Annotated in this window: 20 protein-coding genes; 7 read left to right on the forward strand and 13 right to left on the reverse strand. The window is 72.0% G+C overall.

Going from position 1 to position 20,995, the window contains the following annotated elements; all coding sequences use genetic code 11:
- Positions 1–4 precede the first annotated feature (4 nt).
- Entirely contained in the window at positions 5–919 is a 915-nt protein-coding gene (locus tag AC1VWI_RS40675) for a hypothetical protein (RefSeq protein ID WP_499516078.1), read from the forward strand.
- Here the strand turns inward: AC1VWI_RS40675 and AC1VWI_RS40680 are convergent.
- The 4 genes from AC1VWI_RS40680 to AC1VWI_RS40695 all read right to left on the reverse strand — a co-directional run bounded on the left by AC1VWI_RS40680 (position 885) and on the right by AC1VWI_RS40695 (position 4,614).
- Positions 885–2,087, reverse strand: coding sequence for a cytochrome P450 (locus AC1VWI_RS40680; RefSeq protein ID WP_499516079.1), 1,203 nt, complete (start codon positions 2,085–2,087; stop codon positions 885–887). The two genes, AC1VWI_RS40675 and AC1VWI_RS40680, sit on opposite strands and share 35 nt — an antisense overlap.
- 68 nt (positions 2,088–2,155) lie before the next feature.
- Positions 2,156–2,587, reverse strand: a complete 432-nt coding sequence (locus AC1VWI_RS40685; RefSeq protein ID WP_499517032.1) for a hypothetical protein — start codon at positions 2,585–2,587, stop codon at positions 2,156–2,158.
- A gap of 204 nt (positions 2,588–2,791) precedes the next feature.
- Positions 2,792–3,970 (reverse strand): GDSL-type esterase/lipase family protein, encoded by a 1,179-nt coding sequence (locus AC1VWI_RS40690; RefSeq protein ID WP_499516080.1) that lies wholly within the window; start codon positions 3,968–3,970, stop codon positions 2,792–2,794.
- 74 nt (positions 3,971–4,044) lie between these two features.
- On the reverse strand, positions 4,045–4,614 hold the full coding sequence (locus AC1VWI_RS40695; RefSeq protein WP_499516081.1) for a TetR/AcrR family transcriptional regulator: 570 nt from the start codon (positions 4,612–4,614) through the stop codon (positions 4,045–4,047).
- A gap of 482 nt (positions 4,615–5,096) precedes the next feature.
- Between AC1VWI_RS40695 and AC1VWI_RS40700 the strand changes: the two genes are divergently transcribed.
- Positions 5,097–5,837: a hypothetical protein gene (locus AC1VWI_RS40700; RefSeq protein ID WP_499516082.1), complete on the forward strand. Its 741-nt coding sequence runs from the start codon at positions 5,097–5,099 to the stop codon at positions 5,835–5,837.
- Here AC1VWI_RS40700 and AC1VWI_RS40705 read toward each other — a convergent pair.
- Positions 5,792–6,394, reverse strand: a complete 603-nt coding sequence (locus AC1VWI_RS40705; RefSeq protein ID WP_499516083.1) for a hypothetical protein — start codon at positions 6,392–6,394, stop codon at positions 5,792–5,794. The genes AC1VWI_RS40700 and AC1VWI_RS40705 overlap by 46 nt on opposite strands.
- Before the next feature lie 305 nt (positions 6,395–6,699).
- Here AC1VWI_RS40705 and AC1VWI_RS40710 point away from each other — a divergent pair, with 305 nt between their 5' ends.
- The 3 genes from AC1VWI_RS40710 to AC1VWI_RS40720 all read left to right on the forward strand — a co-directional run bounded on the left by AC1VWI_RS40710 (position 6,700) and on the right by AC1VWI_RS40720 (position 8,620).
- On the forward strand, positions 6,700–6,972 hold the full coding sequence (locus AC1VWI_RS40710) for a beta family protein (RefSeq protein ID WP_499516084.1): 273 nt from the start codon (positions 6,700–6,702) through the stop codon (positions 6,970–6,972).
- 207 nt (positions 6,973–7,179) lie between these two features.
- Positions 7,180–7,932, forward strand: coding sequence for a hypothetical protein (locus tag AC1VWI_RS40715; protein ID WP_499516085.1), 753 nt, complete (start codon positions 7,180–7,182; stop codon positions 7,930–7,932).
- Between the two features lie 106 nt (positions 7,933–8,038).
- Positions 8,039–8,620, forward strand: a complete 582-nt coding sequence (locus AC1VWI_RS40720) for a TetR/AcrR family transcriptional regulator (protein ID WP_499516086.1) — start codon at positions 8,039–8,041, stop codon at positions 8,618–8,620.
- A gap of 19 nt (positions 8,621–8,639) precedes the next feature.
- Here AC1VWI_RS40720 and AC1VWI_RS40725 read toward each other — a convergent pair whose 3' ends face one another.
- Positions 8,640–9,401 carry an SDR family NAD(P)-dependent oxidoreductase gene (locus tag AC1VWI_RS40725; protein WP_499516087.1) on the reverse strand — a complete coding sequence of 254 codons (762 nt, stop codon included), beginning with the start codon at positions 9,399–9,401 and terminating at the stop codon, positions 8,640–8,642.
- A gap of 118 nt (positions 9,402–9,519) precedes the next feature.
- On the opposite strand from AC1VWI_RS40725, the gene AC1VWI_RS40730 reads away from it, so the two are divergent.
- On the forward strand, positions 9,520–9,981 hold the full coding sequence (locus AC1VWI_RS40730) for a transposase (RefSeq protein WP_499516088.1): 462 nt from the start codon (positions 9,520–9,522) through the stop codon (positions 9,979–9,981).
- On the opposite strand, the gene AC1VWI_RS40735 is transcribed toward AC1VWI_RS40730, so the two are convergent.
- Entirely contained in the window at positions 9,953–11,032 is a 1,080-nt protein-coding gene (locus AC1VWI_RS40735) for a sensor histidine kinase (RefSeq protein ID WP_499516089.1), read from the reverse strand. The genes AC1VWI_RS40730 and AC1VWI_RS40735 overlap by 29 nt on opposite strands.
- A gap of 96 nt (positions 11,033–11,128) precedes the next feature.
- On the opposite strand from AC1VWI_RS40735, the gene AC1VWI_RS40740 reads away from it, so the two are divergent.
- Complete coding sequence (locus tag AC1VWI_RS40740) at positions 11,129–11,419, forward strand: hypothetical protein (RefSeq protein WP_499516090.1); 291 nt, start codon at positions 11,129–11,131, stop codon at positions 11,417–11,419.
- Here AC1VWI_RS40740 and AC1VWI_RS40745 read toward each other — a convergent pair.
- The 6 genes from AC1VWI_RS40745 to AC1VWI_RS40770 all read right to left on the reverse strand — a co-directional run bounded on the left by AC1VWI_RS40745 (position 11,413) and on the right by AC1VWI_RS40770 (position 20,747).
- Entirely contained in the window at positions 11,413–12,429 is a 1,017-nt protein-coding gene (locus tag AC1VWI_RS40745; RefSeq protein ID WP_499516091.1) for a LacI family DNA-binding transcriptional regulator, read from the reverse strand. The genes AC1VWI_RS40740 and AC1VWI_RS40745 overlap by 7 nt on opposite strands.
- A 63-nt stretch (positions 12,430–12,492) precedes the next feature.
- Positions 12,493–13,521, reverse strand: coding sequence for an ABC transporter permease (locus AC1VWI_RS40750; protein WP_499516092.1), 1,029 nt, complete (start codon positions 13,519–13,521; stop codon positions 12,493–12,495).
- Positions 13,518–14,486, reverse strand: coding sequence for an ABC transporter permease (locus AC1VWI_RS40755; protein ID WP_499516093.1), 969 nt, complete (start codon positions 14,484–14,486; stop codon positions 13,518–13,520). Before AC1VWI_RS40755 ends, AC1VWI_RS40750 begins: the two co-directional genes overlap by 4 nt.
- Positions 14,479–16,092, reverse strand: a complete 1,614-nt coding sequence (locus AC1VWI_RS40760; RefSeq protein ID WP_499516094.1) for a sugar ABC transporter ATP-binding protein — start codon at positions 16,090–16,092, stop codon at positions 14,479–14,481. The genes AC1VWI_RS40755 and AC1VWI_RS40760 overlap by 8 nt, the downstream gene beginning before the upstream one ends.
- 112 nt (positions 16,093–16,204) lie before the next feature.
- Positions 16,205–17,296 carry an ABC transporter substrate-binding protein gene (locus tag AC1VWI_RS40765; protein WP_499516095.1) on the reverse strand — a complete coding sequence of 364 codons (1,092 nt, stop codon included), beginning with the start codon at positions 17,294–17,296 and terminating at the stop codon, positions 16,205–16,207.
- Positions 17,297–17,435: 139 nt separating this feature from the next.
- Entirely contained in the window at positions 17,436–20,747 is a 3,312-nt protein-coding gene (locus AC1VWI_RS40770; protein WP_499516096.1) for a LamG-like jellyroll fold domain-containing protein, read from the reverse strand.
- Positions 20,748–20,995: the final 248 nt, after the last annotated feature.

Consider the following 20,995-nt stretch of genomic DNA (forward strand, 5'->3'; position numbering starts at 1 on the left):
AACCGTGGCTGACGCAGCGTCACGCGCCGGGGAACGGGTCGCGCGGGTGCGCGACGACCCGGCCGCGCGCTACGCGCTGGCCCGGGAGTTCTACCGGCTCGCCGCCGGACCCCGCCGCCGTTTCGGCCACGCCGAACTCAGCTTCATGCGCTGGTCGCTGGGCCGCGGCGTACTGGCACCGGAGACCGCCTCCCCGCCCGGCAGCCCCTGGTGGCGGGCCGTCAACGAACGGTTGCTGCGCGACAAGACCGAGGCCCAGCTGCTGTCCGCCGGAGCTGCGGGCACCCCGGGCGCCCGCAGCGTCGAGTTCTGGCTGGACTTCATCCGCACGCCCGAACCCCGCCGCTGGTACCACGCGCACAACGCCAGCATCGTCGCCGGCTACCTGCAGCACGAGGAACTGGCCGCCGCCGAGCTGAAGGTGGAGCGGTTCATGATGAACGTCGCGCTGCTGCGCGTCCTGTTCACGCACGCGATGCTCACGCAGCCCCGGCTCGCGCTCGGCCCGCTGGCCGCGTTCGGCCCCCTCATGGCCGACCCCCGGCACCGGGCCGTCCAGATGTACCTCGACCTGGGCCGGTCCTTCCCGCCCGAGTACCCGGTCACCACACCCGTCGAGGACACCGTCCTCGACGAACACGCCCTCGCCCGCATGCTGGACTACGGGGTGATCGCCCCGCGGCTGTCCGAGCTCTACGCGTTCTCGGCCGCCTCGCTGGAACAACCCCGGCTGACCACCCTGCTGGACGACGGCGTCCCGGCCTACGCGTGGCCGCACGCGGACCGGCGGATCTGGTACGTCGGCAACACCGGCCCGCACCTGCGGGCCATCGCCCGCCTCACCGGCGTCCGCCTGCACTGGGAACCCTCGCCACGGGCCCGCTCTAGAGGCGGACCGGCAGCTCCGTCCTCCCGTTGAAGACGAAGGTGGGCAGGGGCCGCAGGTCCTCCGGCGGCACCGCCGGCCGCAGGCCGGGGAAGCGCTCGAACAGGTCGGGGAGGGCGGCCTCCGCCTCCAGCCGTCCCAGCGGTTCGCCGACGCAACGGTGGACGCCGTGGCCGAAGGCGACGTGGTCCTTGTCGCGCCGGCGGACGTCGAAGGCGTCCGTGTCGTCGGGGTGCCTGCGCGGGTCGCGGCCGCCCGCGCCGAAGCCCATGACGATCGGCTCACCGCGGCGGATCAGCACGCCCTCCCCGAGGTCGATGTCCTCCACGGCGTACCGCAGCGGCATGTGCCGGACGGGGGAGTCCGCGCGCAGGGTCTCCTCGACGACCGCCTGCCACGGCACGCCGCCGCCGAGGACGTCCCTCAGCTGCTCCGGGTGGCGCAGCAGGCCGATGACGGCGTTGGTGATCAGGTCGGTGGCCGAGGGGACGCCCCCGGCGACGGTGACGACGAGGGCCAGGAGCCGTTCCTCGTCGGTCATGTCCGTGGCCTCGACCAGGGTCGTCGCCATGTCGTCGCCGGGTACCTGTGCCTTCTCGGCGAGCAGCGCGGCCCAGAAGGCCATCGCCTCGTCCACGCCGGAGGCCGCGGCCCCGGGGTCGGAGGGTGGTTCCAGCAGTGCGTCCATCGCCCGGACGGCCTGCTCCCAGCGGTCCTCCGGTACGCCGAACAGGTCGCACAGCGTCTCGCACGCGACGACCCGGGCGTAGCGGGCGCGGACGTCGACGACGCGCCCGGAGCCCGGCGTGCCGAGTGCCTCCAGGTAGGCCTCCGTCCTGTGCCGCAGGTTCGCCCCCAGGGCGGCCGTCCGCCCGGGGGTGAACGCACGCTCCATCACGGCGCGCAGCCGGCGGTGGTCGGGGCCGTGGGCGTTCAGCACGGTCGGCGAGACGAGGAAGGGCGACAACGGCCAGTCCTCGGGCAGGTCGCCGAGGCCGGGCCAGTGCTGCTTCGCGTCGCGGGAGACCCGGGGGTCGTCGGCGAGCCGCCGCAGTGCGTCGTACCGGGTGACCGACCAGGCGAGGACGCCTCCGGGCAGTTCGACGGGGGTGGCGGGGCCCGCCGCCTGGAGGCGTGCGGTGTCTTCGTGGAGACGGTGGCCGGCCGGGTCGAGCCCGCTCCGTTCCGGGGGCTTGCGCATGGGGACTCCTTTCTCCGGCGGTGCGCGGTCGCAGCGCGGTGGCCGCCGAGAGGTGATCCGGGCGGGGATCAACGGGCGGGGAGGCGGCCGTCGATCCCGCAGGCCTGGCAGGGCGGCCTGCCGCAGGTGCACTGCGTGATCGCCTCGAGCACGCCGCGGTCGTGGTGGAGGCACTCGTCGCGGCAGGTGTGGCGGGGGATGAACCCGGCTTCGATCTCGCCGGGCCAGGGCTCGTGGCCCTCGCGGCAGCGGACGAAGCGCTCCGGGTCGGTCTCGTGCAGCTCGTGCATCGCGGAGCGGGCCTGGTCCTCCAGCTCCCGTACCCGGGTGACCAGGGCCCTGAGCTCGGCGGCGAGGCCCTCGTAGTGCTCTGCGCCGGTCCGCACGTGGGCGGCCCGCAGGGCCATGGCTGCGTTGCCGAGGAACCTGCCGGCGTCCTGGAGGTCGGTGACGTGGTGCATCTGAAGCCCGTTCACGCCACGGACCCACACGGCGTCCATGGCCATGTCTCCACCTTTCCGGTGTTCGCCGTCTTCCGCGTGACATGCCGTACTGCCTGCCGGAACTCCGCGGGGGCGACCTGAGGTAGCGCTGCCATGGTGGATCCGCGCATGAGGTGAAGCAAATCGATCGATCTCATGCCGTGATGCGGCGGGCCGATGAACACAGCCGCCGACCCGCAGCCTCGGGTCAGCGGCTGCGGGTCAGCGGCTCGCCGAGGCGAAGGGGCCGGTGCCCGCGAACACCAGCCGGGCGAAGTTCCCGCCGATGCGCCGGTGTCCCGCGGGATCGGGGTGGACCTCGTCGGGCAGCGGCAGTTCGGCGTAGTCGGCCGCACCGTAGAGCGCGCGCCCGTCGAGGTGGTGGAGGTTGGGGTCGTCGGCCGCCCGCTGCGCGACGATCCGGGCCAGCTCCTCGCGGATGACGGTGAGGGTCAGCCGGCCCGCGGCGCGTTCCGCCGGGTCGCCGGTGGCCTTGAAGCGCAGCCTGCCGCCCTCGAAGTCCGGGGCGAGCGGGCCCGGGGTGTCCTCCTGGACGGGGCACAGGAGGGGGGAGACGACCAGCAGCGGTGCCGTGGGATGGCCCTCGCGGACGATGTCGAGGAAGCCGTGCACCGCCGGGGTGAAGGCGCGCAGCCGCATCGCGTCGGTGTTGACGATGTTGATGCCGATCTTGAGGCTGAGCAGGTCCGCCGGAGTGTCGCGCATCGCGCGGGCGGTGAACGGGTCGAGCAGCGCGCTGCCGCTGAACCCCAGGTTGACCAGCTCCACTCCGCCTGCGGCGGCTGCCAGCGCGGGCCAGATGGCGGTCGGATGCGCGGCGTTGGAGCCGTGGCTGATGGAACTGCCGTGGTGCAGCCACACCTTGCGGCCCCGCGGCGCGGACGGCTCGACGGGGGCATCGGTGCGCAGGGCGATCAGCTCGGTGATCTCCGAGTGCGGGAGCCAGATCTCGACGTCCTTGTCCCCCGGGGGCAGTTCGCCGAACCGGGCGGTGCCGGGCGGCCCCTCCCGCAGCTCGGCGGCCTGGGTGACCATGTCGACGATCTCGCGGACGTTGCCGCCGGCCACGGTGGCCTGGGCGGCGAGACGGCCGTCGGCCAGCAGGTCGTACACGCCGTCCGGCGGGGCCGGGAAGCCCCGGTAGACCCGCTTGGTGGGCAGCGTGTCCAGTTCGACCGTGGTGGCCCGGGTGCGGAACGCCAGCCGTACGCCGGACGGCTGGGCCTCCGCCACGGCCAGTTGCTCGTCGGGGATCTGCCGGCGCGCCGCGGCGGGCAGGCGGTGCGGGAGCAGCCCGTGGCGGGTGCGCTCCACGTCGAGGGCGCCGCGCAGCAGCTCCTCGGTGACGGGGGTGGTGATCAGGTCTTGGTGCGTGTGCATGGTGCGTTGCCTGTCCGGTGGCTGTCCGTGGGCTGGGTGCCCGTCCGTTCGCTGGGAGGTGCCGGGGCGCGTCCTCAGGACGTCGACCGCTGCCGCAGCAGGGCGTCAAGGGAGTCCAGCGCCCACGACCACGACTCCTGCGCGGTGACGGGTGTGTGGTCGAAGCCCCCCGCCAGTTCGAGGCTGACGTAGCCGTGGAAGACGCTGCCCAGGAGACGGACGGCGTGCGTCTGGTCCGGCTCCGGGAGGTCGTAGCCGCGCAGGATGGCCCGCGTCATCTGGGCGTGCCGGACGCCGGCGCTGGCGGCCGCCGTCTGCGGGTCGAGCCTCAGCTGCGCCGCCGCGTAGCGGCCGGGGTGCTCCCGGGCGTACGCGCGGTACACGTTCGCGAAGGCGACCAGGGCGTCCTTGCCCGCGCGGCCGGCGAGGGCCTCGGCCGCCCGGTCGGCGAGTTCCTCCAGGGCGAGCAGGGCGATCCTGGTCTTCAGGTCCTGCGAGTTCCTGACGTGCGAGTACAGGCTCGCGACCTTGACGCCGAACCGCTCGGCGAGCGCCGAGACGGTCACCTGGGCGAAGCCGACCTCGTCGGCGAGTTCCGCCCCCGCCCGGGTCAGGCGTTCCGCGGTGAGTCCTACGCGTGGCACGGCGTGCCTCCCTTCCTCCGTAATCGATTATGCACCTACCTAAATTGTTTAGGCAAACGCCTAGCATCGGAACCCGGGATGCGCACGCTCCGCTACGAACGGCCCACCCAGGATGCGGCTCACGTCACGGCATGTAACGGTCGTCATGTGCATTTCGGGTTCGGCTGGGACCAGGGGACTCGTGGACGGCTCCGGCCGTCGCATGACCGTCCGCCTCGCCCACGACGTCGAGGTCAACTCCCCCGGGAACGACTCCTGTCGTACGGGAGGCAGTGACCTCGGACGCATCCCCCCGCACGATCCACCACCACTCACCAAGTTCTGCTGAAACGCGAAGGGTCACGACTCGGCCGCCGCCGTGTCGTGCCGCGCTGCCGTGTGCCGCGCGGCGCACCGGCACGGGCGGCGCAGCGGGCCCTTCGGCTACCCGGAAGGAATGGGTTGTGAAGGCTCGTCTTGGCTTGAGCCGGGGAAGGACGCTCGTGGCCGTTGCGCTCGCCACGATCGTCACCTCGGCCCTCACGGGATCGGTGTCCGCCGTCGCGGACGGGCACTCCGGAGGCTCCATAGACTCCGGCCACTGGGGCGTCATCGCCCGCAACACGATCGGTTCCCCCGTCGCCGACCTCAGGGAGGGCCCGTTCGGCTCGTACGGTGTGACGGGTTCGGTCTCCAGGCCGCCCTACGGCAACGGCAGCCTCGGAATCGCGGTGGCGAACGAGTCCACCACGCTGAGTCCCCCCAGCGAGAAGGTCGACTTCGGCAACGAGGTCGACTTCTACGGCAGCCGGGTGCGGGACCTGACCGCGCTCGGGTTCCACGTCTTCCAGACGCAGGAGAACGTCGGCTACGGCGGCACACGGAACCTGCCGAACATCAGGATCGAGATCAATCCGAGGCTGACGCCCGGAGACACCTACTCCACCATGGTGTGGGTCCCGCCCGCCGTCGCGCCGGTGAACCAGTGGAGCGGGTACCTCGACGCCACCACCGTGAACGGCGAGTGGTTCCTGTCGGGCAACGAACTCGGGCCCCTGTGCACCCAGTCCAGCCCGTGCAACTTCACGACGCTGAAGAACGCGCTCCCGCAGGCCACCGTCTACACCGTCGCCGTCGGCAAGGGCCGCGACAACATCTGGGTCGGCGCGGTAGACGGCCTCCGGATCAACCGGTACGTCTACGACTTCGAGGCCAGCGGCGTCAGGGCCCGGCGCGTCGGCTGAAGGCCGTCACTCCTCCCGCCGGGAGGGTCCCGGGGCATCACCGGAGCGAACCGGCCGGTGATGCCCCGGGCGGTCTCGACCGCCGTTCCGCCGCGCCTGGATGAGCAGCAGGGCGACGTCGTCACTGCGGGCGCGCCGGTGGCCAGGGCCCGGACCGCGGGGGCGTCCGAGGTCAGCGGAGCCGCGTCGAAGCGTTCCATGAGGTCGGACGGGTAGCCGCGGTGGCCGATGATCCGCAGCCGGCCGTCCTCCGCGGTCAACAGCGCGAGGGCCTGGGCGCCGAAGGCGGGCAGCAGTTGGTCGGTGGCCTGGTCGGCGACGTCCCGCACGCCGATCGCCTCGGTGAGCGTGGCCGCCAGGTGCGTCAGGTGGTAGAGGACGGCCGCCCGGCCGGGTTCCGCGGGGGGTGCGGGGCGCAGCACCCGTGAGGGGTCCGTCGGGAGCGCGGCGGGGACGATGCGGACGCTGACGCCGGAGGGGTCCGGGTAGAGGTGGAACGACAGGCACGGGCCCGCGGGCGGCGAGGCGGTGAAGGAGGCCGGCTGCCTGCTGATCATCGCGGCCCGGTAGTGGTCCTCGACGACGGGCCCGTCCAGCCACGGCAGGACCTTCCACAGACAGGTGCCGAGCAGCGCGGCGACGTGTCGGTGCCCAGGAGGCGGGCGGCCTCGGTGGTGGCGAAGAGGATCCGGCCGTCCAGGTCCAGCGTGCAGCAGCCTCCGGGGAGCCTTTCGGCGAAGTCCACCGCGGCCTGCGCCTCGGCCGGCCACGCCGCGCGCGGCCGCGGCGGCGGCAGGACGCGCGGCTCCCGGGGGGCGCCACCGGCCGGCTGCCGAAGAGCCGGGGGACGCCCGACCCGAACATGCGCTACACCACGGCAACCGAGTGGCAGGTCTTCGTGTACCCGCGGATTCGGCCGGGCAACGATGACTTCTTCGTTCTCAGTCACGACCTCGTCAATTCCCCCTACTGGCCACCTTCGGGGGCTGCCACGTCGTGGGGCGACGCCCGTCCTCAGGACTGTGCTCTGCGAAAACGCCAGAAGGCAGGGGGCAGCAGGGAATGGCGGGCGTGGGCTACGTCGCACCACCTCGCCTTGGTGACGGCTCGCCTGGCCGCTACCGGACATCCGTAGATCGGAGGAGGCAACTGCTTCCGGGTCGGCAGTGTGGGGTTACGTCCGTGCAGGCCTCGAACCCTTCCCTACAGCAGCGACTGAGCCACTGAGTGGCCTCAACAGGCCAGATGATTTGCGACCCCCGATCCTGGAGAGAATTTCCGGGTCGAGGGGCGGATGTGTGGGGGAGTGGGGGTTGATATGCCTGGTACCAGGTCTGGTTTCGTGGCGATGGTGCGAAGCTTCGTGCACAGCCTCGATCTCTACGTGACACTGGCCGCGGCGATTGTATTCGGCATCCTGGGTCTGGCCGGAAAGGCTTCGCAGGAGGTGATTTCTTCCGGGATCCTGGCCGTGCTCGCACTTGTGGGATTTTCGCTGCTGAGGCTCAGATCGCAGAGTGAAAGAATCAATCGGTCCCTGACCGAAATTGGTGCCCGGCCGAGTGCTGATCGCTTTTTCTCCGAGGTTGATGACAGGGATGAGATACGGGAGATGATCCTGTCGTCGCGCGAGGTTTGGCTCCACGGATGGACCCTTGGGACGCATCTCGTTACGCATGCGGATGACATCAGGCGGGCGGTCTCCAGGGGGCTGCACATGAAGATTCTGGTCATCGAACCGAACAGTGCTGCGATGGGAATTGCGGCCATCGAGTCGGAGAGTTACAGCGCGAGCGAGCTGAGTACCAGCCTGGAGGCCAATCTCAGGAGGCTGACGGCTCCGATCGCCGGGACGGTGGCAGGGAGGCTGGAGATAAGAACCCTGAATTACGTTCCGCACAACACTGTGGTTGCCTCCGATCCTGCGTTGCGGCACGGGAAGATCGTCATGCGCATTGCGACCTTCCAAGCCGACCATTGGCAGCGGCCCACATTCTCCGTAACGCGCCAGAATGATCCCAACTGGTACGAATTCTTCAGGGGGCAGTTTGACAGGAAATGGGAATCGGCTCTCCCTTACGCATCGCTTCCGTAAGCGGCAGGCGGGTCTGGGCGGCGGGATCGGAGGGTGGTGAACTCGGACCGGGCGCGTCATCCGCAAAACTGGACCGTTCGTTCCTGATAGGCGTACACTCCGGCCCATGGCACGCGTGAGGGAGTTCGACACCGACAGGGCCGTGGAGGCCGCGATGAACGCCTTCCGCAGCAAGGGCTACGAGGGCACGTCGGTGCAGGACCTGGTCGACGCCACCGGCGTGGGGCGCGGTTCGCTGTACGCGGCCTTCGGCAGCAAGGAGGGGCTGTACCTGGCGGCCATGGACCGCTACCGGGAGCAGTACGCGCTGCCCCTGGTCGAGGCCCTGCGGGCCGGCGCGCCCGGCCGGGAGCTGCTGCGCGAGGTCCTGGTCGCGGCGGTCGACGAGATCGCGCGCGACGGGAGGCGGCGGGCCTGCCTGATCGTCGGCGCGGCCATGGAGCGCGTCGCGCACGATCCGCGGGTCGCCACGCACGTGGAGTCGACGACCGCGCTGCTGGAGGACGCGCTGGCCCAGGTCGTCGCGGAGGCCCAGGCGGACGGCCAGGTGTCCGGCAAGCGCGACGCGCGGGACCTCGCCCGGTACCTCGTTGTCACGATGCACGGCCTGCGGGTCATGGGGGCCGTCAACCCCGACCGGAAGGCGCTGACGGCCGTCGTCGACGCCGCCCTGGACGCCCTCGGCTGACCCTGGCCCGCCAGGCTGCTCACTGTGCGGTGAAGCCGCCGTCGATCGCGAGCGCGGCGCCGTTGACGAAGCTGCTCTCGTCGCTGAGCAGGAAGGCGGCGAAGGCGGCCACGTCCGCCTCCGCGCCCGCCCGTCCGGCGGGGATCCGCTCCAGGAACCGGTCCTCGATCCCGGGGTGGGCCTGGACGGCGGAACGCCACAGCGGGGTGTCGATCAGCCCGGTGACCAGCGCGTTGACGCGGACGCCCGCCTTGGCCGAGTCCAGCGCCGCGGAGCGGGTCAGGCCCACCACGCCGTGCTTGGCGGCCACGTAGGCCGGCATGCCCGGGTCGCCCACCACGGCCGCCGTCGAGGCGTTGTTCACGATCGACCCGCCGCCCGAGGCGGCGATCGCCGGGAGTTCGTGCTTCAGGCTGTAGAAGACGCTGGTCAGGTTGGTGGCGATCATGTGGTGCCAGAAGGCGGCGTCGGTGGTGCCGAAGGTGCGCTGGTTGTCGCCGCCGCCGGCGTTGTTGAACGCCCCGTGCAGGCCGCCGAACTCGGTCACCGCGTAGTCGACGAGACGGGCGACCTCGTCCTCGGCGGTGACGTCCGTCGGCAGGAAGGACGCGCGGCCGCCCTCGGCCTCGATCCCGGCCACGGTCGCCTCGCCGCGGGCCTTGTCCCGCGCGCCGATCACGACGGTCGCGCCCTCGGACGCGGCGCGCCGGGCGAAGGCGGCGCCCATCCCCGACGTTCCTCCGGTGACGATGACGACCTTGGACTCCAGACGGTGGGACATGTGTGCTCCATGGGTGTGTCGAGGGGATTTCCGCGGGCTCGGTCCCGCCTGTCATCGGAGGCTAACATAATCTGGAACGAACGGTTGGTAAAGAAAAGATGTGAGATGATCTTGGTTCGTGGCGCGTGGAGATCTGACGGACGAGCAGTGGGCCGTGCTGGAGCCGTTGCTGCCGAAGGGCAAGAAGGTCGGTCGGCCGCCGATATGGACCCGGCGGCAACTGATCGACGGCATACGGTTCCGGGTCCGCACCGGGGTCCCCTGGCGGGACGTGCCCGGGCAGTACGGATCGTGGGCCCGGGTGTACGACTTGTTCCACCGCTGGCAGCGGGACGGGACGTGGCAGCGGATCTCCACCCAGCTCCAGGAGCGGGCGGAGGCGACGGATCTGATCACCTGGGACCTCGACGCCGACTCCGCCGACCGCCGGGCGCATCTGCGCGCCGCCAGGGCGAGGAGGAGGGGGAGCTCCGGATGGAGCCGCCCGGCGGTGTCCTCGCCGAGCCGGACGATCACGGGCTCGGACGCCGGGACGGTCCGACCGCCGGGCCCTACGGCGTGCCGGGAAGCCGGATCGTGACGAGGAGACCGCCGGCGGGGCGGGGGGCCAGGTCGAGGGTCCCGTCGTGGGCGCGGACGATGCTCTGCACGATGGCCAGGCCGAGGCCGACACCGGCGTGCTCGTCGGTGCGCACGCGTTCCGTTCCGCGCTGGAAGGGTTCGGTCAGGGTCGGTACCAGTTCCGGTGGGAGCGGACGGCCGGTGTTCTTCACCCGCAGCACGCTCGTGTCGCCGTGCGCCTCGGTGTGGACCGTCACGGTGCCGCCGGCGGGGAGGTTGTGGACGATGGCGTTCTGGACGAGGTTCGTCACCAACCGCAGCAGGAGCTCCGCGGAGCCGCTGGTCCGGGCGGCCCCACCGGAGACGTCGAGGGTGATCCGGCGCTGTTCGGCGAGGGGCAGCAGCGTTTCGGCGGCCTCTTCGGCGATGAGGGAGAGGTCGACGCTCTCGCGGCTGAGGCTCCCGCGTTCGCTGCGGCTGAGGAGCAGGAGGGCCTCGGTGAGGTCGATCGCCCGCGTGTTGACGGCGTGGAGGCGTTCGATGAGCTCGCCCCGGTCCCGTGTGGGGTCCTTGCGGGCGACGTCGAGGAGCGTCCGCGAGATCGCCAGCGGGGTGCGCAGTTCGTGGGAGGCGTTCGCGGCGAACCTCTGCTGCTCGGCGACGTGGGAATCGAGTTGCTCCAGCATCGAGTCGAACGCGTCGGAGAGTTCGCGGAATTCGTCCTGGCGTCCCGTCATGCGGATCCGGTGGGACAGCGACCCGCTCCCGGCCCTCCGCGCCGCATCCGTGATCTGGGCGAGGGGTGCGAGCATCCGGCCGGCGAGGAGCCATCCCCCCAGCAGGCCGAACACGAGGAGGAAGGCCATCGCGACGGCCGCGGCGGGGGCGAAGGTGTGCACGAGGAGGTAGCGGTTGGGCGAGACCCCGAGAAGGCCCTTGGAGTTGTCGGGCACGTAGCGCAGCAGGAACCCCCACACCACGGCCAGCAGGAGCGCGCCGGCGACGGCGAGGAACCCGGCGTAGCTGAGCGTGAGCTTCAGCCGGGCGCTGAGCCCTGGGCGTCTGCTCACGAGGGGCTGGTCATGGTCGGTACGTGCATACCCGGAGCCTAGGCAGCACGGCGTATCGCCGGCGTATGCCCCGGGGGACGCCTCCGGCACGGTGACGTGGACCTGCTCGGACCGGGCGGGCGCGGTCCGTTCGCGGCGTGGGCGCTGCCGCCGGGCCGGCCGGGCCCGCCGGCCGCCACCGTCGAAGGCGGTCGCGTCGAGCTGGGGGAACCCGAGTGCACCGGCGGCTGCTGCGGTCACCTGCCGGTCCACGTACGCCGCAGCGGCGCCGTCGTGGAGTGGACCGCCTGGCGGGGGCCGTTCACGCGGCCCCCGCCGGAACTGCACTTCGACGCCGGGCAGTACGACGCCGAGCCGGCCCGCGCGGCGCGCACGGCCGGTCAGTGACCGCGGCCCAGGGTGGACTCGCGGACGACCAGGTCGAACCCGGGGCGCACGCGGCGCGGCGGGGCGTCCGGCGCGCCGGTCAGGCGCTGCACGAGGCAGTCGACGGCCTGGCGGGCGATGGCCTTCTTGTCCGGCGAGATCGTGGTCAGGGTGATCGTGCCGTAGCGCCCCTCCTCGATGTCGTCGAAGCCCACGAGCGCGACGTCCTCCGGTACGCGCAGCCCCCGTGTGACGAGCACCCGCAGGGCCCCTATGGCCTGGAGGTCGTTGTAGGCGAAGACCGCGTCCGGCAGCGCCCCGCGGTCCAGCAGGTCGGCCATCGCCTGGGCGCCGTCGGCCCGGCCGTACCCGGAGGCGGTCGCGACGAGGTCGTCGCCGTGCGGGAGCCCGCAGGCGGCCAGCTCCTCGCGCCAGCCGCGCAGTCTCAGGTGCGCGGGCTGCCGGGCGACCTCGCTGCGGGCGCCGATGAAGGCGATCCGCCGGCGTCCCGTCCCCGCCAGGTGCCGCACCGCGCTGCGCGCCGCGGCCACGTTGTCGATCACGATGTGGTCGTACGGGGCGTCGTACTCGCGCTCCCCGAGGAGCACCAGGGGTGAACTGTCGTCGCGGGCGAGCAGGTCCGACGCCTCCAGTTCGATCGGCGAGAGGATCAGCCCGTCGATCACATGGGTGCGGAAGCCCTGGGTCACCAGGATCTCCTTGCGCCGTTCGCCCGCCGTGTGGTCGAGCAGCACGGTGTAGTCGTGGCGTGCGGCGGCGTCGATGACGGCGCCGGCCAGCTCGGCGAAGTACGGGTTGCCGAGCTCGGGCAGGGCCAGCGCGATGATGCCGGTGCGGCCCTTGCGCAGGTGCCGGGCGGTGAGGTTGGGCCGGTAGCCCAGTTCGTCGATCGCCTGCTGGACCCGCGCGCGCATCGCGGGTGTGACGTGCGGGTAGCCGTTCACGACGTTCGAGACGGTCTTGATGGACACTCCCGCGCGCTGCGCGACGTCCTTGAGGCTGACGCCCACGGCGCTCCCTCCGGGTTGGGCCGGTGCCGGAGGGCCGCGCGCGGTCCACCGGCACCGGCACGGTCATGTGGTGCGCGGTCCCCGCGCGAGATACCGCTGGGCCACGACCACCACGATAAGGAAGCCGCCGCTGACCACCGATTGGTACGAGGAATTGAGGGAGCCGATCTGGTTGATGAGGTTCTGGATCACCGCCAGGACCAGGACGCCCCACAGGGTGCCGCTGACCGATCCCGCACCGCCGATCAGCAGTGTGCCGCCGATGACGACCGCGGCGATGGCGTCCAGCTCCATGCCGACGCCGATGATGGTCACACCCGAGGAGAGCCGGGCGGCGTTCAGGGCGCCCGCGAACCCCGCGAGCAGTGCGCTGATCGTGTACACCAGCACCCGGGTCCTGGCCACCGGCAGGCCCATCAGCGTGGCCGCGTCCGGGCTGCCGCCCACCGCGAACAGCGACTGCCCGAAGGAGGTCCGCTGGAGCACCAGCCCGCCGACGGCGAAGAGCACCAGCGCGACCAGGACCGGGTGGCCGAACCCGGCCACCGTGCCCTGCCCGAGTTCGGCGAAGGCCGAACCATGCGGCACCAGGTAGGTGTCGGCGCCCTCGTCGGTCAGGGCCAGCAGCAGTCCCCGGGCGGCCAGCAGCCCCGCCAGGGTGACGATGAACGGGGCCATCCCCGCCCGCGCGATGAGCAGACCGTGCACGGTGCCGAGCAGACCGCACACCGCGAGCGGCAGCAGCAGCGCCGGCAGCATCCCGTACTGCGAGGCCCACGCCGCGAGGACACCGCCGAGCGCGAAGACCGAGCCGACCGACAGGTCGATGCCGCCGGTGATGACGACGAGGGTCATGCCGAGCGCCACAATCGCCAGGAAGGAGGCCTGGACGGTGACGTTCTGCGCGTTGTCGAGGGTTCCGAAGGACGGGAAGACGAAGGAGGAGACCAGCACCAGCAGCAGGAGGACGGCGAGCACGCCCTGCCGCTGCACCAGCACGGCCAGCCGCCGCCGGTCCCCGGCACGGGCCGCCGCCACGGAAGGCGGCTGCGGCGTCGCCCCGGCCGAGCGGGGCGTGATGAGTGACTTCATCGGGATCGACGCTCCCGGGCGACGTAGACGGCGACGAGGATGATGACGGCCTGGGCCATCTGCGCGGTGGAGTCGGGGAGGTCGTGCTTGACCAGGGTGGCCCGCAGCAGCTGCATCAGCAGCGCTCCACAGACCGTGCCCAGGACGCGCACGGACCCGCCGGTGAGCGGGGTCCCGCCGACCACCACCGCGGTGATCGCGGACAGTTCCATCAAGGTGCCCAGCGTGGACGGGTCACTGGCCGTCAGCCGGGCGGTGGCCAGCACCCCGGACAGGGCCGCCAGCACCCCGCACACCACGTACACGCCGATCAGCACCCGCTTCACCGGCAGCCCGGCCAGCCCGGCGGCGGCGCGGTTCCCGCCGATCGCGACCAACTGGCGTCCGAAGGTGGTCCGGTGCACGACCCCGGCGACCAGCAGGGCGAGCACAGCGGCGATCAGCACGACCACGGGGACGCCCAGGACGTCGTCGGTGCCCAGGCCCAGCAGACCCGGGTTGGCGATCTGCTTGAGCTGCCCGTCGGCGAGGACCAGGGCCAGGCCCCGGCCGCCCACGAACAGCGCGAGGGTGGCCACGATGGGCTGCAGACCCACCACCGCCACCAGGGTGCCGTTGACCGCGCCCACCACCGCCCCCGCGGCGAGCGCCATGAGCAGCGCGGACAGCAGTCCGTACCCCAGGTACAGCGGCAGCAGGGCCGCGGCGAGGGCCATGACGGACCCTACCGACAGGTCCACCCCCTCCGTGCCGATCACCAGCGCCATGCCCAGCGCCACGATGACCACCGGGGCCACCTGGACGAGCTGGGTGCGCAGGTTGGCCGCGGTCAGGAAGTGGTCGGTGAAGACGGCGTTGAACAGGACCAGCACGGCCACCGCCGCGTACACCCCGTACGCCTGGAACCAGGCGGGGGAAGGGAGCCCGACCGGGCCCCGCCGCACGGCCGGGGAGAGCTCAGCCATCGTGCCGCACCTCCCCGTCCGCGGCGGCGTCCCGGAAGGCGGGCGCGTGGGCCGCGAGGACCTCCAGCAGGTCCCCCTCGCCGACCTGTTCGCCCGTCAGTTCGCCGGCCACGGCGCCGCCGCGGAGCACCACGAGGCGGTCGGCGCCCTCCACGAGTTCCTCGATGTCGGAGGAGATGAGCAGCACCGCCAGTCCCTCCTGGGCCAGTTCGTCCACCAGCGCCTGCACCTCGGCCTTGGCGCCCACGTCGATGCCGCGCGTCGGCTCGTCGAGGAGGAGCACCTTCGGCTCCAGGCAGAGCCAGCGGGCCAGCAGCACCTTCTGCTGGTTGCCGCCGGAGAGCTCGCCGACCTTCTGCTCGGGTCCCGAAGCCTTGATCCGCAGCCGCTTCATGAAGATCTCGACGACGCGGTCCTGGCGGGCCCGCGAGACGACGCCCGCCCGGGACAGCCGGGGCATGGCGGCCAGCACGATGTTCTCCCGTACCGACAGCCCCGGGACGATGCCCTCCGCCTTGCGGTCCTCGGGCAGCAGGCTGATGCCCGCGCGGATCGCGGCCGCGGGGGAGGGACGGCCCAGCCGCTTCCCGGCGACCGTCACCGATCCCGAGTCCAGCGGCAGCGCACCGGCCAGCGCCTTGGCGGTCTCGCTGCGCCCCGAGCCCAGCAGCCCCGCCAGGCCCAGCACCTCGCCGGGGTGCAGCTCCAGCGAGATGTCGTCCAGGACGTGACGCCGGCTCAGCCCGGAGGCGGTGAGCACCGCCTTGCGGTCGGGGTGGTGGTCCTCGCCGAAGCCGGTCCGCCCGTGCCGGCGCACCTCGGAGACCTCGCGGCCCAGCATCATGGCGACCAGTTGCATCCGGTCCAGGTCCGCGAGGTCGCCGGTGTGCACCAGGCGCCCGTCGCGGAGCACCGTGACCCGGTCGCAGATCCGGTACAGCTCCTCGAGTCGGTGGCTGACGTACAGGACGGAGATGCCCCGGTCGTGGAGGTCGCCGATGACCCGGAAGAGCGTCTCGACCTCGCGCGGCTCCAGCGCCGAGGTCGGCTCGTCCATCACGACGACCTTGGCCCGCACCGACACCGCGCGGGCCAGCGCCACCATCTGCTGGGTGCCCACGCCGAGGCTGCCGAGCGGGCGGCGGACGTCGGCGGTGACGCCGAAGCCCGCGAGCAGCGCGGCCGCCTCCCGGTGCATCCGCTGGAAGTCGATCAGGCCGAGGCGGTTCTTGGGCTCGCGGCCCAGGAAGATGTTCCGCGCCACGCTCATCAGCGGGACGAGGTTGACCTCCTGGTAGATCGTGGTGACCCCGGCGTTCTGGGCGTCGGAGGGACGCGCGAAGGCGACCGCGCGGCCGTCGAGCCGTACCTCCCCGGCGTCCGGGCGGTGCACTGCGGTGAGGACCTTGATGAGGGTGGACTTGCCGGCGCCGTTCTCGCCGACGAGCGCGTGGATCTCGCCCCGGCGCAGGGTGAAGGAGACGTCGTCGAGCGCCACCACACCGGGGAAGCGCTTGCCGATGCCGACGGCCTCCAGCACCGCGGGGGCGGTGGGGCCGTCCGGGCCGGGCGGCGGTGCGGCGGGTGCCGCGTCGGGGGGTGCCATAGCGGGCCTTCCATGGGTTCGCGGTCGGGAGCCGGGGCCGGGGAGTCGGGAGCCGAGGAGGGACGGGCCTGCCGCCCGGCCGGGAGGAGGACCGGGCGGCAGGCGCGGGGGCTCAGTACGCCCCGGCCAGCGAGCCCTTGGCGTTGGACGCGTCGTACTCGCGGTCGGAGATGATCACGTCCTCGGGGATGGCCTCGCCGGCGAAGAACTTCTGCGCGGTGGCGAAGGCGAGCGGCCCGAAGCGCGGGTTGGACTCGATGACGCCGTTGTACTGGCCGTCCGCCAGGGCCTGCACGGCGTTGCGCGTGCCGTCGATGGACACGATCTTGACGTCCTTGCCGGGCTTCTTCCCGGCCGCCTTGAGCGCGGTGACCGCGCCGAGGCCCATCTCGTCGTTCTCCGCGTAGACGGCGGTGATCCCGGGGTTCGCCTGGATCAGCTGCTCCATCACCTGCTGGCCCTTGTCGCGGGCGAACTCGCCGGTCTGCTGGGCGACGATCTCCAGACCGGGGGCCTGCGCCTTGATCCGGTCGACGAAGCCCTTGGTCCGGTCGGTGGTGACGTTGTTGCCGGAGGCCCCGAGCAGGATCGCGACCTTGCCCTTGCCGCCGGTGACCTTGATCATCTGGTCGGCGGCGCGCTTGCCCTGCTCGACGAAGTCCGAGCCGAGGAAGGCCACGTAGTCCTTGCACGCGGTGGCGTTGATCTTGCGGTCGATGGTGATGACCGGCACGTGCTTGGCCGCCGCGGCGCGCAGTGCGGGCTCCAGGCCGTCGGAGTTGAGCGGGGCGACGATCAGCAGCTGGGCACCCTGGGCGAGCATGTCCTGGATGTCGCTGATCTGCTTGGGCAGCTGCGACTGCGCGTTGGTCGTGAGCAGCTTCTTGACGCCGAGCTTCGCCGCCTCGTCCTTGATGGACTGGGTCTCGGCGATGCGGAACGGGTTCGCCTCCTTCTCCGACTGCGAGAAGCCGACGACGGCGTCCTTGAGGTCGATCTTCTGGGCCCCGTAGGTCTGCAGGGTGCAGCCGCTGCCGGAGGCGTCGGTGGCCGCGGTCGGGGACTGCACGACCTGGGCGCCCTCGGAGGAGGCGGAGGAGGCGCTGCCGGAGCCCTCCTCCTTGGCGCAGGAGGTGGCGGTCAGGGCGGCCGCGGCGGTGAGGCACACGACGGCAAGGAAGCGGGTGGAACGGGAGGTGCTCATGGACGTTCAACTCCTCGGAGAGCGGTGTGCGAGCTGATCAGTGGGGTGCGGTGGTGCCGCCGTCGCCCCGGGGGACGGTCCGGGAGGCGGCCCGCCCCGCCCCGTGCCGGGGCGGGCCGCTGCGGTGGCCGGTGCTCGGTCAGCGCTTCGCCGGCACGGCGGGTTCGCCGGCCGCCAGGGACGCCACCTCGGCGGCGGTCAGTGCGCGGTCGTAGGCGTGCACGTCGGAGATCGCGCCGCCCCAGTAGTCGACGAGGTTCCCGCCGTACTTGCCGCGGCCGATCACCAGGTGGCCCGAGGGCCCCTCGGCGTTGCAGCCGCGGACGGAACCGGCCTCGGCGCCGTCCACGTAGATGCGCAGCCGGCCGTCGTGGTGGCTGTAGCTGCCCACCAGGTGGTACCAGCGGCCCGCCTCCGGCTCGCCGATGGTGCCCGCGAGGGCCCGGCTCCCGGCGAAGCTGAACGCGAACCGCTTGTCCGCCTGCGAGTACTGCAGGTAGAAGGCGCTGTTGGTGTCGCCGTCGAGGGACACCGCGGTGCTGAAGTGGCCCTTGTCGTCGAGCCGGACCCAGGCGGCGACCGAGTAGTCGTGCGTGTCGGTGTCCAGGACGGTGGCGCCGGTGTCGACGGATCCGGTGCGGCCGTCGAACTGCAGGGCGGCGCCGTGCGGGCCGGTCGTCCAGCTCGTGCCGCCGGTCAGGGTGCCGTCATGGCCGCCGGCGACGTCCTTCGCCACGGTGCCGGAGCCCTCGTGCAGCGGCCACCAGCCGACGCCGGTCGGTCCGGGTGTGCCGGGCGGCACGTCGGCCCCGCCGGCGGTGGCGCCGGCCGCGATGACCTGCCGGTTGACGTCCCGTACCTGTTCCGGGATCACCTTGACCACGTCGCGGTCGTAGGTGAGCAGGCCGTTGAGCTCGCCCTCGACGTCGGTGATCTGCGTGTAGACCGAGCCGGACAGACCGCAGGCCGCCGGCCGGAGCAGCTTGCGCGTGTTCTCCACGTAGGCCGCGGTCAGTTCCTCCTTGCTGTGGGCGGCGTCGCCGTAGTCCTGGCCGCCCGCGGTGCCCAGGATGTGGCCGGGGACGAGGTAGGAGTAGCCGCCGTGCTCGCCGTCGACGGCGGCGCGGGTGTCGTCCGGGGCCGGACTGGCCGGGCCGTGGTAGTCGTGGAAGTCGATCAGGTCGCCCCGGCCGGAATCACCCTTGGAGGCGCAGCAGTTGACGCCGGAGTGGGCGTCGACCAGGCGCGAGGGGTCCTGCTCCCTGACGGCGTCGGCGAGCTCGCCGGTGGCCTGCTTGCTCCACTCGCCCCAGCCCTCGTTCATCAGCGTCCACACCAGGACGGACGGGGTGCTGATGTGCTGGTCGACGATCTGGTGGACCTGGTCGACGAAGGTCTCGGTCTCCGGGGTGCCGGCGGCCGCCGTTCCGCGGCTGGGCATGTCCTGCCACACCATCAGGCCCAGCTTGTCCGCCCAGTAGTACCAGCGGGCGGGCTCGACCTTGATGTGCTTGCGGACCGCGTTGAAGCCGAGCTTCTTGTGCTGGACGAGGTCGTACTTCAGGGCCTCGTCGGTCGGCGCGGTGTAGAGGCCGTCGGGCCAGAAGCCCTGGTCGAGGGTGGCGAGCACGAACACCGGCTTGCCGTTGAGCTTGATCCGGTTGGTGCCGCCGGCCGGGGACACCTCGATCGACCGCATGCCGAAGTAGGAGCCGACGCGGTCCTTGCCGTGGCCGTCGGTGAGGGTGACCTCGAGGTCGTACAGGTACGGGTCGTCCGGGCTCCACAGATGGGCGCGGGGGACGGGCAGCCGCAGGGCAGTCCCGGCGGCGCCGGTGACCGAGCCGGCCTTGCGCCCGTCACGGGTGAACGCGGTGGCCGTGACCTTCGCGCCCGGCGAGGTGCCCGCGCCCGGCCGTACGGTGACGGCGAGCGAGGAGTCCGCGACGTCCGGGGTCAGCACCAGCGAGTCGACCGACGCCTCGGGGACCGGTTCCATCCAGACGGTCTGCCAGATGCCCGAACTCGGCGTGTACCAGATGCCGCTGGGGTTGCGGGACTGCTTGCCGAGCGCGTAGCGGTCGTCGGTGGTGTCCTTGACCTTCACCAGCAGGGTCTGCGGACCGCGCCCGGTCAGGGCGTCGGTGACGTCGGCGGTGAACGCCTGGTAGCCGCCGGTGTGGTGGGCCACCTCGCGGCCGTTGACGTACACCCAGGCCTCGTAGTCCACGGCGCCGAAGTTGAGCTTCAGCCGGTTGCCGGAGCGGACCCGCCAGTCGTCTGGGACGGTGAAGGTGCGCTGGTACAGCGACCAGTCGTGGTGCCGCGCGACGCCCGACAGCCCCGACTCCATCGGGTACGGGACGACGATGCTGCCGCTCAGCTTGCCCTGGGGGAGTGCGGCGTCCTGCGCGGTGGGCTGGAACTGCCAGGTCCCGTTGAGGTTCTTCCACTGCTTGCGGGTCAGCTGCGGCCGCGGGTAGTCGGGCAGCGGGTGGGACGGGGAGACGTCCTTGGCCCACCTGGTCTGGAAGTACCAGGTCGAGTCGTTGCGCGCGACGACCGAGAAGGGACCGAGGTCGCCGCCGGCGGTGGTGATGCCGCCCTTGCCGTCGTAGCTGATCCGCACGTCGGCGTTGAGCGAGACGGGGGAGTCGGCCTCGGCGGGCTTCAGCACCAGCCGGGTGGGGTGCTTGGGGTCGCGGGAGACGGTGGCGGACCAGCGGGTGCCGCCGGACAGCAGGGCGAGGTGCGAGGCCGCGTCCACGGGGAGGCCGGTCACGCGGGAGCCCAGCTCGACGGTGGCGCTGCGGCCGCTGGTGGCCACCGACGCCTCGGCGTCCGCCGGGGCGAAACCGGCCGGCAGGTGCAGCGCCGAGTCCGGTACGGGGCGGCGGTCGAAGCCCGGCCCCGACCACTCGGTGTGCAGGTAGGCACCGCCGTTGCCCTGGTTGTAGTCGTAGGCGAGCTCGTGCAGGCCCGCGGTCAGGGTGATCGGCTGCGAGGTGGTCTGGACGTCCCAGTCGGTGGTCCAGTGGTCGATCACGCTCGCGCCGTCCAGGGACATGCGGAAGCCGTTGTCGCCCTTGATGTAGAAGGTGTACGTGCCGTCGGTGGGCACCTCCAGGCGGCCCGTCCAGCGCACGGCGACGTTGTCCGTCGTGCCGGCGTAGGCCCGCAGCGTGGGCAGGAGGTCGTCCACGTGGAGGGAGGTGTCGATCCGGGTGCCGGTGTACCGGGCGAAGTCCAGGGCCGTGCCGCTGGACATCCGGTAGTAGTCGCCGCGCAGGCCCGCGTCGGCGGAGGCGGCGGTGACGTCGGTGGGGACGTCGGTCGTGGCGGGGGGCCGGGCGGACGCCGGGAAGGGCGTCAGCAGGGCCGCACCGAGGAGGAGCGCCAGCAGGGCGGTGAACCGAGCAAAGCGGTGGGTACGTCGTCGGCCAGGACTCATGGTGCACCTTCCGTGGGAGTCGTCGACGCCTTGACGGGAAAGTTGCGGGTCAGGAGTGTGCGGTGCCTGGGACCAAGAGCGCTACGCGCCGGAAACGCGGTTGTACAACGTTGGAAATTTTCGGCGCGGAGAGCATGAAAGCAGGGCCCTGCCGCCGTGTCCAGACCTCGCGTAGAAGCTCGTCAACGGGCCGTCAGGGCAGGGGAGAACGTGCCGCGCACGCCACCGTGCCCGCTCCGGCGCAGAGC

This window comes from Streptomyces sp. TOM-9 (genome assembly GCF_056858595.1).

Excerpts from the sequence above, each read along its gene's own strand:
- AC1VWI_RS40720 (WP_499516086.1), top strand. The coding sequence starts at position 8,039 with ATGGCACGCGTGAGGGAGTTCGACACCGACAGGGCCGTGGAGGCCGCG.
- AC1VWI_RS40750 (WP_499516092.1), bottom strand. The coding sequence starts at position 13,521 with ATGAAGTCACTCATCACGCCCCGCTCGGCCGGGGCGACGCCGCAGCCG.
- AC1VWI_RS40710 (WP_499516084.1), top strand. The coding sequence starts at position 6,700 with ATGCGCTACACCACGGCAACCGAGTGGCAGGTCTTCGTGTACCCGCGG.
- AC1VWI_RS40685 (WP_499517032.1), bottom strand. The coding sequence starts at position 2,587 with ATGGACGCCGTGTGGGTCCGTGGCGTGAACGGGCTTCAGATGCACCAC.
- AC1VWI_RS40770 (WP_499516096.1), bottom strand. The coding sequence starts at position 20,747 with ATGAGTCCTGGCCGACGACGTACCCACCGCTTTGCTCGGTTCACCGCC.
- AC1VWI_RS40760 (WP_499516094.1), bottom strand. The coding sequence starts at position 16,092 with ATGGCACCCCCCGACGCGGCACCCGCCGCACCGCCGCCCGGCCCGGAC.
- AC1VWI_RS40680 (WP_499516079.1), bottom strand. The coding sequence starts at position 2,087 with ATGCGCAAGCCCCCGGAACGGAGCGGGCTCGACCCGGCCGGCCACCGT.
- AC1VWI_RS40690 (WP_499516080.1), bottom strand. The coding sequence starts at position 3,970 with ATGCACACGCACCAAGACCTGATCACCACCCCCGTCACCGAGGAGCTG.
- AC1VWI_RS40755 (WP_499516093.1), bottom strand. The coding sequence starts at position 14,486 with ATGGCTGAGCTCTCCCCGGCCGTGCGGCGGGGCCCGGTCGGGCTCCCT.
- AC1VWI_RS40725 (WP_499516087.1), bottom strand. The coding sequence starts at position 9,401 with ATGTCCCACCGTCTGGAGTCCAAGGTCGTCATCGTCACCGGAGGAACG.
- AC1VWI_RS40765 (WP_499516095.1), bottom strand. The coding sequence starts at position 17,296 with ATGAGCACCTCCCGTTCCACCCGCTTCCTTGCCGTCGTGTGCCTCACC.
- AC1VWI_RS40705 (WP_499516083.1), bottom strand. The coding sequence starts at position 6,394 with ATGATCAGCAGGCAGCCGGCCTCCTTCACCGCCTCGCCGCCCGCGGGC.